This window comes from Bradyrhizobium lablabi, from assembly GCF_018131005.1.
GTDB lineage: Bacteria > Pseudomonadota > Alphaproteobacteria > Rhizobiales > Xanthobacteraceae > Bradyrhizobium > Bradyrhizobium lablabi_D.
In genome coordinates, this window is record NZ_JAFCJK010000017.1 from 1 (window position 1) to 15,970 (window position 15,970).

Below are 15,970 nucleotides of genomic sequence, written 5' to 3' on the forward strand. Positions count from 1 at the left end.
CTTCAGCGCGACTGGACCCGGCATGAGACCTATGACGGGGCGCGAGCGATCGTGGAGGCTCACGGCGGCGGATACGGTATCGGCCTGGCCTATGCACGGGATATGATCAAGCCAGCGTAAGAAATGTGCCGATTATCCATTGGAGTTGTTTCTGCGCCACGGGCCCGGGCTGCAGCCTCGAACCCGCGGTGTGCGCGTAGGCGCGCTAGGCGCAAACGCTCGCGCCCAAACTTCCCGTTTTCCGGGAGGTCAATTGCGGGTTTCGCGACCGCCTTTGCCGCCGTCTTCGGGCGACAGCAGGGTGTTCTGAATCGCCTGCTGTCCCTTGGTCTGGTCGCGGCCCTCAACGCCCGTCGTCCTGCCACGGCATCGTCGGCAGTGACGGCACCCGCCGCTGCGTGATGCGCGGACGCGCCACGGTCATTGGCTTCAGCGGCGGCGGCTTCACCGGCTTCGGCTTCCGCGGCTTGGCGAAGCGCCGCTGCTGCTGCACCTCGCGCGCCAGCTGCTCAGCCTCGACCGCATCAATGCTACACCAACGCCGACTGAGCCGGAACACGTTGCCGCAGCGCGGACCCGGCTCAATCTCGATCAGCCCGAGATGGTCCAGCAGCTTCAGCGATGGCGACACGGCTTTTTCCGCGATGTGATGATCCAGCAGGAAAGAAATGTAGCTCACGCTCGCGCTTGAGCGGTCGCCGATAGAGCGCTCAATCGCAGCGAACACCCGCCGCGCGCTCCGTGGCAGCGCCGCATAGGCCGGTGAGTTCTCCCGATCTGTCATCGCCGTCTCCCTCGATCGTTAGCTACAGGCCCATCCAGACCGCCAGCGCGACCATGACGACGACCGCCGCGAGGAAGGCGACGATTGACGATCTTTGCGACGGGATTGGCCATGTCTAACTCACGCTTATGTGCAAGGCGTCATCGCCCTGCGCGCGCGATCAGCCCATGCTTCCGGGCATGAAGCATCTGACGCCAATGAAAGCGCCGTTCAGATAGTAGGGCCAGACCATCGTGCGACCAGCGCGGTTCGGTCCATCCACGACAGCGTTGTTTGGAACATCAACCCACTCGCCATCAATGCGCACGCGATAGTGACCGTCCTTAGTTTCCCAATCGGCGTCATCAACGCGCTTCGCATCGCTGCCGTCGCAGCAGGGCCCTTTGCCGCTGTGCAAGCTCTCATACCAACTGTTCAACTCAGGGTGCTGATAATCGTGGGCGCGGGCGTGACCGATTGTAGAAATCGGCAGCACGACAGTGAATACAACAACCGTTACATGCCAATTGTGATTATTCATCTCGCACCCAATCCCAGAATCTCTCTGTGCAGTCAGGAAATTCATCCATCTGCATCAACATGCGAAGCCTTATCAGCTCGCCGCTGGTAGTCGTCGGCCAGGGCCTTAAGCTGACCCGCAATCGTTGAGTCGGTCATGGTTTTGGCGGCGCGGAGCAAAGTCTGTGCTATCTCTAAATATTCCTTGCCTCGTTGCGAATTATGGACCGTCATAAAGCCCTCGCGCGGTTCTTGGGCAGCTGGTCGAGGGCGATTTGGAGCCAGCTCACCCAATTGCGGTCACTTTCCCTGCGAGTTCTGAAGCGATCGACGCACTTCTTGGAACAAAGCGGGGTTCGCCATGAGTAGTGCCGGACGAGACCAAACTTGCCATCACAAACTGCGCATCGCGTGGCTCGACCAGATCTAAGATTATCGGAGCAATGGGGGGGCATCGTAGTCTCCTCTTGGTACTATCGTCGCTGTTCGTCGATCATCTTTTTCCACCGTCGCACTGCATGGGCCTGTGCGCTTTTCCTACGTGTGCAGCGTAGGACGATCGCGGTCAGCCGCTCAATTGAACGTGGGTATGCGCCGGCCATCAAAAGGGGCACGGGAATGACACGAAGGCTTAGGGAGCGCGCCCGTAAAGCCGACCACTTCCGCAACGGGTCAAACGCCAGCGCTAGAGCTTAGGTCGCAGCATCGCCAAGCCCGCGTCGTTGCCGACCGGCTCAGTGCTCATGGGCCATGTGACCGGCACGCGCAGTTATTTCTGGCCGAGGATTGCTCCGATGCTAGACTTTCTCCAATGGGGAATCTCTGGTTCGTCATTGCCGTTTGGTTGCTTGGAATGATGCCGGTCGTGCTGGTCGCCATCGCTATCTTATTGCGCTAGTGCCTACTACATCGCACCGCGCGCCGTCTTGACCTCATCCGCGCCGTAGCACTGCGACCGTCTCCTGCAATGACCCACTTACCCCGCGACGGGTCTCACCCAGAGAACCCTGACGACCGATTGCGGAGGGTTCGCCATCCTTCGACGGTCGCGCGCCGCTAATGTCTGGACCGCGCGGAGGTCCAAGAACGACCCAAGACCCGAAGCGGACATCGCCAGGAAGCAAAGCGCACGGACGCCAACCGAGAGGCTAGCGACGACCAACGCGGTTGACTGGACCGCCTCGATTTATTGCCGTGCCTTGTGTCGCCGTTCCGCGTACAGCGCGCGCAACCGGGCGCGGCCTAAGCACTACACCGGCCCTCGCAACGCAACCTGCTGGATACCCGACATACGTGCAGTACACGACCGCGCCTGCCGGCTCGCTGCTGAACATCACGCCCGCAATTCCCAGCGACGCGCTGCATGCGAGACCTGCGAATGTAAGTTTTGCAAGAGATTGAAACTCCCGCATAAGCGCCTCGTGACTTCACAGTAAGATCGATAGCATGCCGTCGGTTGCAATCAGCGCCTGACGTTGCAGATGGTCAGCTTCCGAGGCATAGCCGCGTTTGACTTAGGTCAAGCCGCGAGGCGATTTGCGATATCGGAGGCCTGCGAAAGGAAAGACACAGATGTTGTCCTATCGGGTCCTAGTGAGCAGCCAAGGCTAGGCTCTATTACGAAGACTGCTTGTGGCTCCTCTCAAAAGTTCCGTGATGTCCGCCTTCGGGGGGCTAAGCGGACGTGGCCGTGAGGTTGAGTTGCCGTTTTTTGGCTTGCTGATCACACAGCGCTGCATCAGGTTGATCAGTCGCCTCGGCCAAGCTTGGAGGTAGCGCCAAGCAGGTGTCAGAACAGCGAGCTCGCTTGCTCGAAAAAGTTGGGCTCCATTCGCAAGCTGAAATCGCCGACGCAGCTGAACGGTTGGTGCCCTTGAGAACCTACCAAGGCATCACCCGACCGCCGAGCAGCAATCGCGCAGCATTCTAAGGGCAGGGAGGGGGCTAGTCGGCGTACGGGGCAGACCCTTCTACCGAGCGCGGCGGCGCTCCAATTTTAGCGGCCGCAGGTTGAGAAAATGTTGCACAAACATGACCAGCACAAAAAGGTCCGCGCATGTCCGCTTGGCACTCAAAAGCTGACGGATTGCGACAATTGCGAAACCGCCGCTGACCAGCGGTGGATTACGTCGATACGGGCCAAGGTCGGGAAATGCTTCCCAGACCGATCAGGCTGGTAGATCCGATACACGCCGCCTGTGATGGTGCGCGCCTGCATGGCGTTTGTCACCCTGGATCGCGCAAGGTATCCTTTCAGCTTGCGGCTCGGTCCTATCCCGAAGGGAAAATCGCATGCTCAGGATTTATGGAGCCCCGCACTCCCGTGCGTTTTGCGTCATCTGGCTCGCAAACGACATCGGCATTCCCTACGAACTCATTCCTGTAACGTTCAGCCTGCCAAACGCGCAATGCAAAGAACCCTGGTATCTCGCGCTGAACCCGAACGGACTTGTGCCCGCTATTGATGACGGCGGTTTTGTCGTGTGGGAGACCGCGGCGATTAACCTCTATCTCGCCGAGACTTACAAGAACTTCCTATATCCGTCGAAGCCGCAAGGTCGCGGACGGATGCTTCAGTGGGCATTCTTTGCGACTACCGAGGTCGAACCGGCACTGATAACGCTGTTCAGAAATCGGATCTTCTTTCCGCCGGAGCAGCGGAACGAGACCTTGGCCGTTCAGGCAGAAGAAACCCTGCGCGCAAAACTCGCGATACTTGAGGATCAACTCGTCAAAACTCAGTTTTTCGGCGGTGGCACATGGGACATGGCCGATTTTATGGTTGCGAGCGTTCTGTGCGTTCTCGCCCGTCTAGAGTTGGACCTCACGTCCTACCCAAGATTTGATGCTTGGCTGGCTGCGAGCCTCAATAGACCGGCGGCGCAGGCGGCTCGCATATTACGAGAATAGAATTGCCGCGGCCATTGCGGGCGCCTCATCCGCTCGCTTGCGCCTCGCCATCGCGGCGGCACTTACCCAGGTCCACCGCCGCGACCTCGTCCAGAAGGACATCAAATCCGCCAATATCCACGTCAACCGGGCGACCGTCCCGCGTTCCGATGTTCAGCTCGAAGATCGTTGCTCTTTGAACGGGTCGCCGTAGATGTGATATCCGTTAAATTCCCATAAGCCCGGCGATTCGCGATCCAACAACTCGATGCCGCGCACCCACTTCACGCTCTTATACGCATAGAGGTTTGGCACCACGAGGCGCAGCGGGTAGCCATGTTCAGCCGTAAGGGGTTCGCCGTCATGCCGCAGGGCGAAAATCGTCGTCGGGCGCAGAAAATCCGAGATTGGCAGGTTGGCCGTGTAGTTGTTCTCGCCATGGACCATCACATGCCGCGCCTCTGGCCGCAGCTTCACTCGCTTCATCAATTCTGTGGCGAGCAATCCTCCCCAATGGTTGTCGAACCGGCTCCAGCTGTTGACGCAATGCATGTCCGCAAACACCTCGCTCTGCGGCAGATTGGAGAACTCTTTCCACGAAAGCCGCAGTTGCTCCTCTACTAGGCCGAACACGCGAAAATCCCACGTCCCGGAACGAAAGAGCGGCACCGAGCCCACGTGCAGCACCGGCCACTTGAGCGTCAGCGACTGTCCTGGGGGCAGCCGTCCAGCGGCACGCATCTCACGCTCCCGTTCGCGTCGCTCGTTCGATTGCACAAATAGCTCCACCGCAAGGTATAGCGCGGCCTAGTTGGCGCACGTCGTAATTTTGGGGGCCTGAAACGCGGTCAGCCGGGTTGCGGCGGACATAACCAAACATTGAGTTTCTTGGACCCGCACTCCGAGAAGCGACCTATCAAGATGCTAGCGCAGCCCGAAGCGGCGAAGAGGAAGCCTCACTGCTCCCCCTTACAGATCTTGGAGTTAGCACTACTTGCAACCTCGGAGAGTAAGCCAGGAACAGTCTTGCTGGTATTGTGACGGAAAATGTTGACAGCTCCGATCACTTCGTCCTCGTTGTCACGAATTGGAAAGACATTAACGAGGGCCAGAAGACGATTGCCGTTGGGCTGCTCGCAAATCACATCGGCGTTCCGAACGGTGCCGCCGTTGTTGATCACCACGGAGGGTGGTGCAAGTTCGTGCGGCATCACTTCTCCTGAGGGGTAACGAAGAAGGTGTGACCCGCAATACTTTTCCGAGGTTCCCAGAGACGGCGTGCGTCCCCAACCCGCGATTGCAGCTTTGTTGCACTTGACGACGGTGGCATCCTTTTCGAGAACGTATATCCCTACTGGGATAGAATCCATTGCCGCTTGGTCTGCAAGAATTCCTTTTGCGACGAGGTGCCCGTCGACGAGTTCTCCTCGGAAGTCGATCTCGTCGAAGTCGCCATCCAAAATCATCGTGCTTGTTGCTAAGCCACTATCTGTCACGCTGGTTGCCATCTTGGTTGCCATTTTCAACCTCCTTTGCGCGAAAGACTCGGTAAACACTGGGGCAAGAACGCGGTTCCCGCAAGGGTAACGATAGTTTAGCAGCAAGGCTGTCTTAAGCGAGGGGCGCTATATGCGCGGTCTGCGGCGGCACCATTTGACCCGTTTGTAATGAGGACGCTTCAGACCACGCCGGAAGACTCTAACTTGCGGCACCTCTTCAACTCCTGAGAACGGGCTTCGCGGAGACTGGCCGCCACATCTCCGATAGCGGGACTATGAGCCAGATGATGGGGCCCGACGAGGACGAGGGATAGCGCGTGACGTGGACCGAGCGTGAAAGATCGCGGGGTAAGCGCAGTTCTCGCCTTCGGAACGCTAAACCAGGTAGGTTCCTGATTGCAGATCCGACAAGTTGCGGGAGGCGGAGGGATGCCGGAACATGACCGAAAAGACACAATCCAAGAAGCGGACTTCTCGATACTTGGCTCGGCTTTATGAGCAAACGCCCCGCTGGAGGCTAATCCGTCTGCCTTGGGCACATCTGCGCAGAAGCTTGGCGGAAGCCAGCGCATTTGCCTGGTCAGCAGGAGTGCCGCTGCGGGAGAATCCTGTCGATGAAGAGATCCCTTTCAGTTCGCTAGAAAGTTCCAGTTCGTTAGAAAGATTGAACCCACTATACGGCCGGCGCTGCCATTGATATTTCGTTCCTGTTGACATCTTTCTAGCCTCCTGTCCCAATGAATACTCCGAGGTCGTGATGCCGTGGCGACAAGAATGTCACCTATCCCGGGGCTCTCGGGGTACGTGCTGGTGCCCCTGCGGGAAAGCGCGGACTTTACCCTTTACCGCGGCCGAAAGCACGACGACCCCTCGCCAGTCCTGGCGATCGCACTCTTTGAACAGCCGTCGCCTCAGAGTGTCAGGCGGCTCATGCACGAATACTCGTTCGCAGCCGAGCTCGATCCCGCGTGGGCTGCCAAGCCTCTGGCCATTACTCGTCACGAAGGGCGGACTATCCTCTTACTCAAGGACCCTGGCGGTCAGCCGCTGGATCGGATTCTTGAGCGTGACCAGGGGCAACCGCTCGACCTGACTCGCTTCCTTAGCACCGCCATTGGATTGGCAAGAACACTCGGTCAGGTTCATCAGCAGGGTCTCATACATAAGGATATCAAGCCTGCGAATGTCCTCGTCGACGACACCGGCAACGCGTGGCTCACCGGATTCGGGATTGCGTCCCAACTTCCGCGCGAGCGTCAGTCGCCCCAACCTCCCGAGTTCATCGCGGGAACGCTCGCCTACATGGCACCCGAGCAGACGGGACGAATGAACCGTTCGATCGATTCTCGGAGCGACCTTTACTCGCTTGGAGTGACGTTTTACGAAATGCTGACCGGGAGTCTTCCATTCACGGCCTCCGACCCGATGGAATGGGTGCACTGTCACATCGCGAAACAACCAGCCACACCGAGTGAGCGGGTGGGAACCGTGCCAGCCTCGGTCTCCGCGATCACGATGAAGTTGCTCTCCAAAACGGCGGAGGAGAGGTATCAGACAGCGGTGGGAGTTGAGAGCGATCTTCGGCGCTGCCTGTCCCAATGGGAGTCCCAGGGGTGGATCGATGACTTCACTCCTGGCGCTGGCGACACCCCGGGTCGCCTCACGATCCCCGAGAAGCTGTACGGGAGGGACCTCGAGGTTGACACTCTGCTCACCGCCTTCGACCGCATCGTTGGCGGTGGCCGAGCGGAACTGGTGCTGGTCTCCGGATACTCCGGCATCGGCAAATCCGCAGTCGTCAATGAGCTCCACAAACCACTCGTGCCGCCACGCGGCTTGTTTGCGTCTGGCAAATCCGACCAGTACAAGCGCGACATTCCGCATGCCTCGCTGGCTCAGGCGTTTCAGAGCCTCATCCGGGGGCTCCTCAGCCAGAACGAGAAAGACCTGCGCAAATGGCAGGACGAACTTCGCGAGGCGCTGGGTCCGAACGGACTGCTCCTCGTCGATCTTGTCCCGGAATTGAAGCATGTCATTGGCGAGCAGCCGCCAGTGCCCGAATTGCCGCCGCAGGAAGCGCAGAGACGTTTTCAGATCGCATTTCGACGGTTCATCGGCGTATTTGCGCGACCTGAACATCCGCTCGCGCTCTTCCTCGATGATATGCAATGGCTGGATGTCGCCACACTCGACCTCCTCGAAGATCTATTGACCCGCAACGATTTGCAGCACTTACTGCTCATTGGTGCGTATCGGGACAACGAGGTCAATGCCACCCACCCGCTGGTACGTAAGCTAGAAGCGATCCGTCAGGCCGGAGCGGCAGTGCAGGACATCGTTCTCACACCACTCAGTCGCGACGATCTAGGTCGACTGCTTGTGGACTCCCTTCACTGCCAACTGGAGCGCGCCGCCCCATTGGCAGACTTGATTCACGAAAAGACCACGGGCAACCCGTTCTTCGCAATCCAGTTCATTTCTACTCTGGCGGACGATCGCCTGCTGACATTCGATTACCGCGCGCGGCGTTGGGTATGGGACCTGCTCCGCATTCGTGCCAAAGGCTTCACGGACAATGTTGTAGAGCTGATGGTCGAGAAGTTGAAGCGCCTTCCGCCGGAAACCCAGGAGGTACTCCAGCAATTCGCCTGCATGGGCAACAGTGCAGAGTTCGAGATGCTGCGCATGGGGTATCAGGGCTCGGTTGAGGACATGCACGACCATCTCTGGGAAGCCGTGCGATCGGGCCTCATCTTCCGTGCGGACAATTCCTACGGCTTCCTGCACGACCGCGTGCAGGAAGCCGCCTACTCGCTGATCCCGAAGGAGCTGCGTGCCGAGGCTCACCTACGCATCGGAATGCTCCTCGCCGAGCACACGTCCGCTGAAAAACGTGAGGAGGCGATATTTGAGATCGTCAATCAACTCAACCGGGGCTCCCATCTCATCACCTCTGTCGAGGATCGCGAGCGCGTCGCAGAACTGAATCTGATCGCAGGCCGGCGCGCGAAACTCTCGACAGCATACGACTCGGCGCTGAAGTATCTCAGGGCCGGCAGAGCCCTTCTTGCAGAAAAGACTTGCGAACGTAATCACCAGCTCATCTTCTCGATCGAGTATCTGACCGCCGAGTGCGAGCTGCTGACCGTCACGGTTGGCCTCGCCGCCGGAGATCCACTCGCGGAAGTGCAAAAGGAATGCGAGAACGGCCTGGCATTTGCCAGGCGGGTGCGTTTCGGCCTGGTCATCGAGCGCTGCGGAGCACAACTCGGTTTGATCCTCACCTTGCGCGGGCTGACTGCGACGTTCGGGTGCCTGGATCATGATGGATACAGCGAACTCGATACCGAACGCCGCTTGGCCAACAGCCCCGATCTGGTGCTCGCCGAGTTCTATTACTGGACGCGAAAGCTGCAGGCGCACTTTTTCGCCGGAGACCTTGCGTCGGCGGTCGACGCCTCGCTGCACGCGGAACCGCTGCTTTGGACGTCGGCGGCAATGTTCGAGTCAGCGGTGTATCGATTCTATGGCGCGCTGGCGCATGCGGCGGTCTGGGATCGCGCCACACCGGAGCAGAGACCGACGCATTTTGATTATGTGCTGGACCACCACCGGCAGCTCCAAGTGTGGGCGGAGGTTAACCCCGAAATCTTCGAAGATCTCGCTGCCTTGGTCGGCGCCGAGATCGCTCGCATTGAGGGCCGGTTAGTGAACGCTCGGGAGCTGTACGACAAGGCCATCCGTGAGGCTCACAAACACGGGTTCGTGCACAACCAGGCGCTTGCCAACGAGATTGCCGGTCGTTTCTACGCAGAGCGCGGTTATAAGAAGATCGCGGCGACCTATTTGCGGGCCGCACAGGCTTGCTACCAGCGCTGGGGAGCCGACGGAAAGGTTCGCCAACTCGAGGAGCTTTATCCGGACCTCAAAGTGGACAAGTCGATCCCGGATTCCACGGCGACGATAGTGACACCCATCGAGCAGCTCGATTTGGCTACCGTAATCAGAGTCTCGGAAGCAGTGTCAGGCGAGATCGTTCTAGAAAAACTGATCGACACGCTGATGCGGACAGCGATTGAGCACGCGGGTGCCGGGCGAGGTCTGTTGATCCTTGCGGTAGGTGATGGGTATCGGATTGAGGCGGAAGTCACGGCCAGCAATAATACGGTGACCGTCGGTCAGCGACAAGAAAGTGTAACTGCTGCAGATCTGCCGGAGTCCATCCTACACTACGTGATCCGGACGAAAGAGAGCGTTCTTCTCCACGATGCGGCGGCCGCCAACCCTTTTTCTGCCGATAAGTACATAAATCAGCATCACGCCCGTTCAATTCTTTGCCTGCCGTTGCTCAAACAGGGCAGACTGGCCGGTGTACTCTACCTCGAAAACAACCTGACGTCCCACGTCTTCACACCTGATCGCGTCACAGTGTTGAAGGTGCTTGTATCGCAGGCGGCGATCTCGCTCGAAAATTCGCGGCTTTATCGCGACGTCGCAGATCGCGAAGGGAAGATTCGGCGTTTGGTCGACGCCAACATCATTGGGATCCTCATTGCCGATCGCGAAGGTCGAATTCTTGAAGCCAATGACGCGTTTCTACGTATCTTAAGATATGACCGAGAGGACCTGGTGTCGGGCCGCGTGCGCTGGACTGAGCTGTCCCCGCCCGAATGGCGCGAGCGCGACATACTCACCCAGGCTGAACTAAACTCAACCGGCGTCGTTCAACCCTTCGAGAAGGAGTATGTTCGGAAGGACGGCAGCCGCGTTCCGGTGCTTGTGGGCGCCGCGCTGTTCAAGGAAGGAGGCGACCGCCTTGCGTTCGTCCTCGATCTGACCGAGCGCAAGCGGGTCGAGGAAGCGCTTAGCCAAGCACAGAGACTCAGCCGCACCGGCAATTGGATCTACGACGCGACAACGAAACGTTACCTCTATTGGTCGGACGGGAGTTACAGGATCTGGGGATTTGATCCGCTGCAGGGCCTTCCAAGCCGACAAAGTATGTGGGAGCGCATTCACCCAGAGGACCGCGATAAAGTGTGGGGAGCGGTTCAGGAGGCCGTGCACCAGAAAAGAGATTTCATGGCCGAGTTCAGACTCCTCCTACCTGATGGAACAATCAAATGGGTCGAAGGAACCAGCTATCATGTGTTTTCCCCCCAGGGCACGGTGAGTGAGGTCATCACCACAACCGTCGATGTGACGGAACGAAGGCGGGCACAGGACGAACGTGAAAAGCTGCGCCAGCTCGAGTTGGATTTCGCCCACATGAACCGCGTGAGCATGATGGGAGAGTTGGCAGCTTCGCTCTCACACGAAATTCTGCATCCGATCGCTACCGCGCGCAACAACGTCCGTGCAGGGATGCGCTTTTTGGAAATGAATCCGCCAAACCTGGATGAGACCAGGGAAGCGCTCGCTTGCGCTGTCAGGGACACGGACCGAGCCAGGGATATCGTCGGACGGATGCGTGATCACATCAAGAAAGCGCCTCTGCGAAAGGAGCGTTTTGATCTCAATTCGGCTACCCGTGAAGTGATTGTACTGGCGCAAAGCGTGATCCACAGGAATGGCGTTTCGGTCCAAACTCGGCTTGCAGATGGACTGCTTCCGGTTATGGGGGATTGCGTTCAGCTGCAACAGGTCTTGCTGAACCTGATACTGAACGCGGCTGAAGCAATGGGCTCGGTTGAGGAGGGGGCAAGAGAGCTGTTGATCAGCACCGAGCGGGATCAGGCAGGCGCCCTCGTGGCCGTACGCGATTCGGGGCCGGGCATTGATGCGCAGCAACTCGATCGAGTCTTCGACGCCTTTTACACCACGAAGTCCAGTGGAACAGGGATGGGGTTGTCGATATGCCGCTCCATCATCCACGCACATGGGGGCAAGTTGTGGGCGGAAGCAAACGAGCCTCGCGGCGCCGTGTTTCAGTTTACCCTGCCGGCGGACAGCGACTCATGAATTGTCTTCAATCGGCGTACCCGGCTGCAGAGCCGAACGCAGGCATCGCTCGAGATACCGTCCGTCCACTGGCTTGCCGAGGTAGCAAACAATCCCATCCTTTAGAGCCGATCCCTGACGACCTCATCGGGGTAGGCGGTAACGAGGATCGTCGGGATCGCGTACCCCGCATCGACCAAATGCCTGTGCAGCTCGACTCCGGTCATTCCGGGCATGTGAACGTCGGTGATCAAGCAGGTGGTTTCCGGCAAAAAGCGTGACGCCAGGAAATCGGCTGCTGGCGGAAACGCCTCGAAGGACATGCCGGCAAAAGACGGTGCTAACGGATTCACCGACAAAAGCGCGCTCTGCATCTGGCTGGCGCGGTCCCTATACGATAGCGCAGACAGTTCTGCGAGCGCTACTGATAAGCGATGCGAAGTGTCGCTCGCCTGAAGCCCCTGCGGAGTTTCCGTCGGTCCGCGACAAGGAAGTCTTCAATCGATAGGGACTAAGAAGCTCACTGATGGAGACGCCCCGATCGCTTCCACGGGCCGACGTCCTGAAATCGATGCCTCGTAGCCCAATCCCGGGCGGCGTACCTTCGAACTGCGTCGCGCGATATTTGCTTGCCACGCGTGCTTCGATGCGGTCGCGAGTCGGGTGAACTGGGCTTCTCGTTGCTGGGGCCTCGCTTGCGGGCCGCGCGCTTGAGATAGTTAATCGCAGAGGTCGAGATCGCTCAAGGAATCTCCCTGGCGCCGGCGGTCCTTGAGCGCGTCTTTGACGCCTTCTACACGACAAAGTCCGGCGGCCTGGGGATGGGCCTGTCGATCTGCCGGTCGATCATTGAAGCGCATGGCGGACGGCTGTGGGCCAGTACGAACGTGCCCCACGGCACCACCTTTTAATTCACCGTGTCTGCCCAGCCGGACATTGCATCGTGATTGAATCCTTCGCGTCCGCGGCTTTTCTGGTCCGGATGAACGCGACAGTATTGGAGGTTGCCTATCCAATCGCCCCTTTTGACAAGACGCGCTCCATCTTCGCACGACTGCTCGGCGTGACGTGAGTCCGCGCCTACCGTGGCCATTGATCGCGGTCGATTGCTGGCTTGGGGCCTGGGCGCGAGACGGCGCAGCGCCGCCACGAAAACAAAAGCCGCAGCCGAACTCCGCTTGGTGCTTACTCGAGCATCTGCAGGAGAGACACCAATGGCTCGCCGGCGTGCCAAACGCGGTACTTGGGCCGCATGAAGACAGGGGTCTATGTTGGCTCCCAAGTCACTTACTCGGGCATGATCAGGGAGTGACTGGGACGGTCGCGAGGAACGCCGATGCTCGCGCCGCAAGTATCGCAGGTAGGCGACGCGGCGGCTCTGGTCGAGCGGAAAACGGTCACCCTGGCGCTGGATCACGGCCTCGGCTTCGAGCTTGTCGATGTACGCGCGGCTGCACTCGAGGTGCAGCGCCAGCGCCAACGCGCTGACGGTCGCGGGCTTTCTGGATCGCGGTCGAGAAACAGTGGCGACGGGCGCGACGGTCTCGGTCAGTAGCGTCACTCCTATTGCATCGCCGTAAGATAGCTTACTTTCGCTTCTGCGGCATAGCGGACCATGCCAGACTTGCCGCTGGCCAACCCTGTCGCGACCCGTTGCGGACAATCCGAGGACCGGGTAGCGTTAGTTGATTGATTTATCAAATTGCGAGGGCTCCCTATGAGCGGACGTTTTCGCTTGGCTTCTATACAATCGCATTGATCTCCGCTCTAAGCCCTTAACCAGCAATAACAGGTTGCAATTTTGCGGCGCCGCCGCGCTGGAACATTGAGAGGATGCTAATTTTTTCAACTCGCCCCGGCCCCTTGAACGAAGTCCGCTATGCCCTCAGTAGCGGTATGAAAGCGGACATCGCACGAGGTCGCAGATGGGTCGATGCTGTCGAAAAACGCCGTGACGTAGTTGGTTTTGCTATCGGGAGGGGTTTTCGGCTTATTCCTGGCTGGACGCCGGAGCTGATCGGGAAGCCCCACAACCAACCTGGCAAGCCTTTTACGCCATCGCCGCAGAGGGTCTCCTTGTTGGCGGGCCGATCAGACGCAGCGCCATTGTCTTGAGGTTCTGCACGATGGCAGCGAGATGAAACTCGTCGCGGGCGCCGGTGAGACCGCGAAGGCGCAAGCGCTCAAAGCCATGCTGGACCTTCAGGTGCGCAAAACGCATCTCTACCTTCTTGCGCGCATTGCTCGATCGCTCGAACTCCTGCGTGCCCTTTAGTGACCGGGCATGGTTGCGCGCATCTTCATTGATGTCGCGCGCGATCTTCTTAAACGGGGCGCGCGTGCATCGTTGCTTGAGCGTGCAGGTGCGGCAGTCTTGAGGCTGTGACAGGTAGTTCCTGACCCGGCCATCATGGACCGTTCCCGAGGTTCGCAAGAGCTTGCCATTGGGACAGACATAGACGTTCCGCTCCGCGTCGTAGATGAATTCGCTCCGGGAGAACATGCCATCAGACGATGGATATCTTTCCCACACGGGAATATGCGGCGTGATGCTTTGGCCCAACAGCCATGCAAGCAGTTTGCCGGTGCCATAGGCGGTATCGGCGGTGAGCCAATCAGGCTTGAGATCAAGCCGTCGTTCGGTGCATATCGACCGCATTTGGCACAGAGATCGAATTGATGCCGGCGAAGTCCAGTCGCACGCAGTGCTCGAAGAGCTGGGCCGCGGCGGATCTCGGGGCAATGAGCGGCAGCAGCCGCATCGCCGTGATCTGCGGATATCCTCGCAGCGGCGGCGAAGGGTGAACGCAACCCGAATAAGTTGAGAATTGCAGCGCTCCTGGAAGAAACCGATGTCTAAAAAGCTGATGCTGCGCTGCCCGCTTGCGACCGGTCTGGCTATTGGCTTGGCGACAGCGCCTGAGCAAAGTTGCGCGTATAGGCGGGAGGTAGTCAGCGGACTCGTTGGTGGCGGCGGCGAGATGGGCGCTTTGGCGCGAGGACGCGATTGGTCAAAACTTCGGCCGCACCTCCGCGCCGCGCTTGCCGCAGCGCAAGCAAACGAACCCCGGTGATGTGATCGGGCCAGTGTGTCCCAATTCCCACACGCCGAATGAAAAGGCGGCTATTTGTCGGGCTTCGGACAGACGGACGAGGACCCCTTCGTTCAAACGTTGGGATATTTGCGATCCGCTACAGGCGAACAACCAGGGATGGCCATGCAATTTCACCGCACCGTCGAGCACTTGGAAATATGGAGCGCAAGCGCCGACTATTTTTCGTTTGTGATCACCCATGACAACCCCGCCGGCCCCGGCTTTCACGGGCGCTTTGGCTATGTGGCGTCATGGCGCCCGCTTCATCAGAGTCGTGGTGCGATCAAGATCGGCGGCTCACCTTTCAAGACGTTCGCCGACGCCGAGGATGCCTGCAACGCTATGCTGATAAATCTGACGGGTCTGATGCCGCGCATGTAGGCGCTTCAGCTCGCGGATGTCCTAGACGGCCGCACGCGCTTTGTGGGGCGAGGCCGACCTGCAAAAAGGGGTCTGAGTTAGCGGTGCCTCGCATCGGTGGCCGCGGCATTAGACCAGCACCTCGCGGACGCCGGATGAACACATCTCGCCGAAGGCGATTTTCTTGCAGGTTAGGGGGTCATGGCGTGGCGTGAAATTCGCGCTCGAAATCGTCGCGTACGAGGTGTTGACGGTTTGTTGACGGTAGCAACTCGAAGCTCGAAGCCTCAAATAATGTTTCCTTGTAAGTCGTTGATTGGACTGGTGCGGGCGGTGGGACTCGAACCCACACGACGTTGCCATCGAGGGATTTTAAGTCCCTTGCGTCTACCAGTTCCGCCACGTCCGCGATGTTGATTCCCTTAGCTTTTCCGCCCACCTATTGCAAATGTTAGGGCCGAAATCCGTCGAGTTGGACAATTTCGGCCGGAAACCTGTTCAGTTGAGACGTGGCAAGTGTAGTGCCCATGCGCAGCGACTTGTCGCCAATCAGGCGCGCCACCTCGTCGCCGCTGGCACCGTTGCGCTTCCACCATGCGGCATAGCCGACCCTGAGGAGAGCAAATCCAATTTCTGTTGAACGGCGGCAATCTCCACATCAGTCTCGCCGATCTCTGGCGACAGACGATCTGGGGATCAGTCTTCACGATTATCTCGCTCACACTATGAACGAGCCTCGGAGTGGGTCTTCCCGCCGATTACCGTACAGCAAGAAGCAGGTGTGGCGCACTTTCAGGGTAACTCACAACCTTCCGTCTCTGGCAGGCCGGGTTGGGATCGCGAGGTAGTCCACGAGCCACTGCAAAAGGTCAATAAATGAGGGCGCCCTCATTTATTAACTGATC

12 protein-coding genes, 1 tRNA gene and 2 pseudogenes are annotated in these 15,970 nt (G+C 58.9%); 5 read left to right on the top strand and 10 right to left on the bottom strand.

The window, feature by feature from the left end:
- Positions 1-343: 343 nt before the first annotated feature.
- The 4 genes from JQ553_RS31895 to JQ553_RS34705 form a co-directional block, all read right to left on the bottom strand.
- Positions 344-784 (bottom strand): hypothetical protein, encoded by a 441-nt coding sequence (locus tag JQ553_RS31895; protein WP_212504043.1) that lies wholly within the window; start codon positions 782-784, stop codon positions 344-346.
- Between the two features lie 160 nt (positions 785-944).
- Entirely contained in the window at positions 945-1,304 is a 360-nt protein-coding gene (locus JQ553_RS31900) for a hypothetical protein (RefSeq protein ID WP_212504044.1), read from the bottom strand.
- A gap of 41 nt (positions 1,305-1,345) precedes the next feature.
- Positions 1,346-1,516, bottom strand: a complete 171-nt coding sequence (locus JQ553_RS31905) for a hypothetical protein (RefSeq protein WP_212504045.1) — start codon at positions 1,514-1,516, stop codon at positions 1,346-1,348.
- A gap of 914 nt (positions 1,517-2,430) precedes the next feature.
- A complete protein-coding gene (locus JQ553_RS34705) occupies positions 2,431-2,694 on the bottom strand; it encodes a hypothetical protein (protein ID WP_409363106.1) in 264 nt (87 codons plus the stop codon).
- An 880-nt stretch (positions 2,695-3,574) separates the two neighbouring features.
- Here JQ553_RS34705 and JQ553_RS31910 point away from each other — a divergent pair.
- A complete protein-coding gene (locus tag JQ553_RS31910) occupies positions 3,575-4,192 on the top strand; it encodes a glutathione S-transferase family protein (RefSeq protein ID WP_212504046.1) in 618 nt (205 codons plus the stop codon).
- Between the two features lie 153 nt (positions 4,193-4,345).
- On the opposite strand, the gene JQ553_RS31915 is transcribed toward JQ553_RS31910, so the two are convergent.
- Together JQ553_RS31915 and JQ553_RS31920 are read right to left on the bottom strand one after the other, a co-directional pair.
- The gene (locus JQ553_RS31915; protein WP_249144738.1) at positions 4,346-4,912 is read right to left on the bottom strand and encodes a sulfite oxidase-like oxidoreductase; all 567 of its coding nucleotides are present in this window, start codon (positions 4,910-4,912) and stop codon (positions 4,346-4,348) included.
- A 215-nt stretch (positions 4,913-5,127) separates the two neighbouring features.
- A complete protein-coding gene (locus JQ553_RS31920; RefSeq protein ID WP_249144739.1) occupies positions 5,128-5,691 on the bottom strand; it encodes a PAS domain-containing protein in 564 nt (187 codons plus the stop codon).
- 753 nt (positions 5,692-6,444) lie between these two features.
- On the opposite strand from JQ553_RS31920, the gene JQ553_RS31925 reads away from it, so the two are divergent.
- Positions 6,445-11,631 carry an ATP-binding sensor histidine kinase gene (locus JQ553_RS31925; RefSeq protein WP_212504048.1) on the top strand — a complete coding sequence of 1,729 codons (5,187 nt, stop codon included), beginning with the start codon at positions 6,445-6,447 and terminating at the stop codon, positions 11,629-11,631.
- A gap of 101 nt (positions 11,632-11,732) precedes the next feature.
- Here the strand turns inward: JQ553_RS31925 and JQ553_RS31930 are convergent, their stop codons facing one another.
- Together JQ553_RS31930 and JQ553_RS34710 are read right to left on the bottom strand one after the other, a co-directional pair.
- Positions 11,733-11,984: a hypothetical protein gene (locus JQ553_RS31930; RefSeq protein WP_249144740.1), complete on the bottom strand. Its 252-nt coding sequence runs from the start codon at positions 11,982-11,984 to the stop codon at positions 11,733-11,735.
- A 187-nt stretch (positions 11,985-12,171) separates the two neighbouring features.
- Positions 12,172-12,373, bottom strand: a pseudogene (locus JQ553_RS34710) (DUF1488 family protein); the annotation flags it as partial.
- Here JQ553_RS34710 and JQ553_RS34715 point away from each other — a divergent pair.
- Both JQ553_RS34715 and JQ553_RS31940 read left to right on the top strand, forming a co-directional pair.
- Positions 12,357-12,521 (top strand): annotated as a pseudogene (locus JQ553_RS34715) (ATP-binding protein); the annotation flags it as partial. The pseudogenes JQ553_RS34710 and JQ553_RS34715 sit on opposite strands and share 17 nt — an antisense overlap.
- A gap of 425 nt (positions 12,522-12,946) precedes the next feature.
- The gene (locus JQ553_RS31940; RefSeq protein WP_212504049.1) at positions 12,947-13,165 is read left to right on the top strand and encodes a hypothetical protein; all 219 of its coding nucleotides are present in this window, start codon (positions 12,947-12,949) and stop codon (positions 13,163-13,165) included.
- 495 nt (positions 13,166-13,660) lie between these two features.
- On the opposite strand, the gene JQ553_RS31945 is transcribed toward JQ553_RS31940, so the two are convergent.
- Positions 13,661-14,353 carry a transposase gene (locus JQ553_RS31945; RefSeq protein WP_212504050.1) on the bottom strand — a complete coding sequence of 231 codons (693 nt, stop codon included), beginning with the start codon at positions 14,351-14,353 and terminating at the stop codon, positions 13,661-13,663.
- Between the two features lie 469 nt (positions 14,354-14,822).
- Between JQ553_RS31945 and JQ553_RS31950 the strand changes: the two genes are divergently transcribed.
- The gene (locus JQ553_RS31950) at positions 14,823-15,086 is read left to right on the top strand and encodes a hypothetical protein (RefSeq protein ID WP_212504051.1); all 264 of its coding nucleotides are present in this window, start codon (positions 14,823-14,825) and stop codon (positions 15,084-15,086) included.
- A 301-nt stretch (positions 15,087-15,387) separates the two neighbouring features.
- On the opposite strand, the gene JQ553_RS31955 is transcribed toward JQ553_RS31950, so the two are convergent.
- Positions 15,388-15,474, bottom strand: a tRNA-Leu gene (locus JQ553_RS31955).
- Between the last annotated feature and the right edge of the window lie 496 nt (positions 15,475-15,970).

What these genes read in the sequence shown, in the direction of transcription:
- JQ553_RS31895 (WP_212504043.1), bottom strand. Translation starts at nt 784, where the DNA reads ATGACAGATCGGGAGAACTCACCGGCCTATGCGGCGCTGCCACGGAGC.
- JQ553_RS31900 (WP_212504044.1), bottom strand. Translation starts at nt 1,304, where the DNA reads ATGAATAATCACAATTGGCATGTAACGGTTGTTGTATTCACTGTCGTG.
- JQ553_RS31905 (WP_212504045.1), bottom strand. Translation starts at nt 1,516, where the DNA reads ATGACGGTCCATAATTCGCAACGAGGCAAGGAATATTTAGAGATAGCA.
- JQ553_RS34705 (WP_409363106.1), bottom strand. Translation starts at nt 2,694, where the DNA reads ATGCGGGAGTTTCAATCTCTTGCAAAACTTACATTCGCAGGTCTCGCA.
- JQ553_RS31910 (WP_212504046.1), top strand. Translation starts at nt 3,575, where the DNA reads ATGCTCAGGATTTATGGAGCCCCGCACTCCCGTGCGTTTTGCGTCATC.
- JQ553_RS31915 (WP_249144738.1), bottom strand. Translation starts at nt 4,912, where the DNA reads ATGCGTGCCGCTGGACGGCTGCCCCCAGGACAGTCGCTGACGCTCAAG.
- JQ553_RS31920 (WP_249144739.1), bottom strand. Translation starts at nt 5,691, where the DNA reads ATGGCAACCAAGATGGCAACCAGCGTGACAGATAGTGGCTTAGCAACA.
- JQ553_RS31925 (WP_212504048.1), top strand. Translation starts at nt 6,445, where the DNA reads ATGTCACCTATCCCGGGGCTCTCGGGGTACGTGCTGGTGCCCCTGCGG.
- JQ553_RS31930 (WP_249144740.1), bottom strand. Translation starts at nt 11,984, where the DNA reads ATGCAGAGCGCGCTTTTGTCGGTGAATCCGTTAGCACCGTCTTTTGCC.
- JQ553_RS31940 (WP_212504049.1), top strand. Translation starts at nt 12,947, where the DNA reads ATGCTCGCGCCGCAAGTATCGCAGGTAGGCGACGCGGCGGCTCTGGTC.
- JQ553_RS31950 (WP_212504051.1), top strand. Translation starts at nt 14,823, where the DNA reads ATGGCCATGCAATTTCACCGCACCGTCGAGCACTTGGAAATATGGAGC.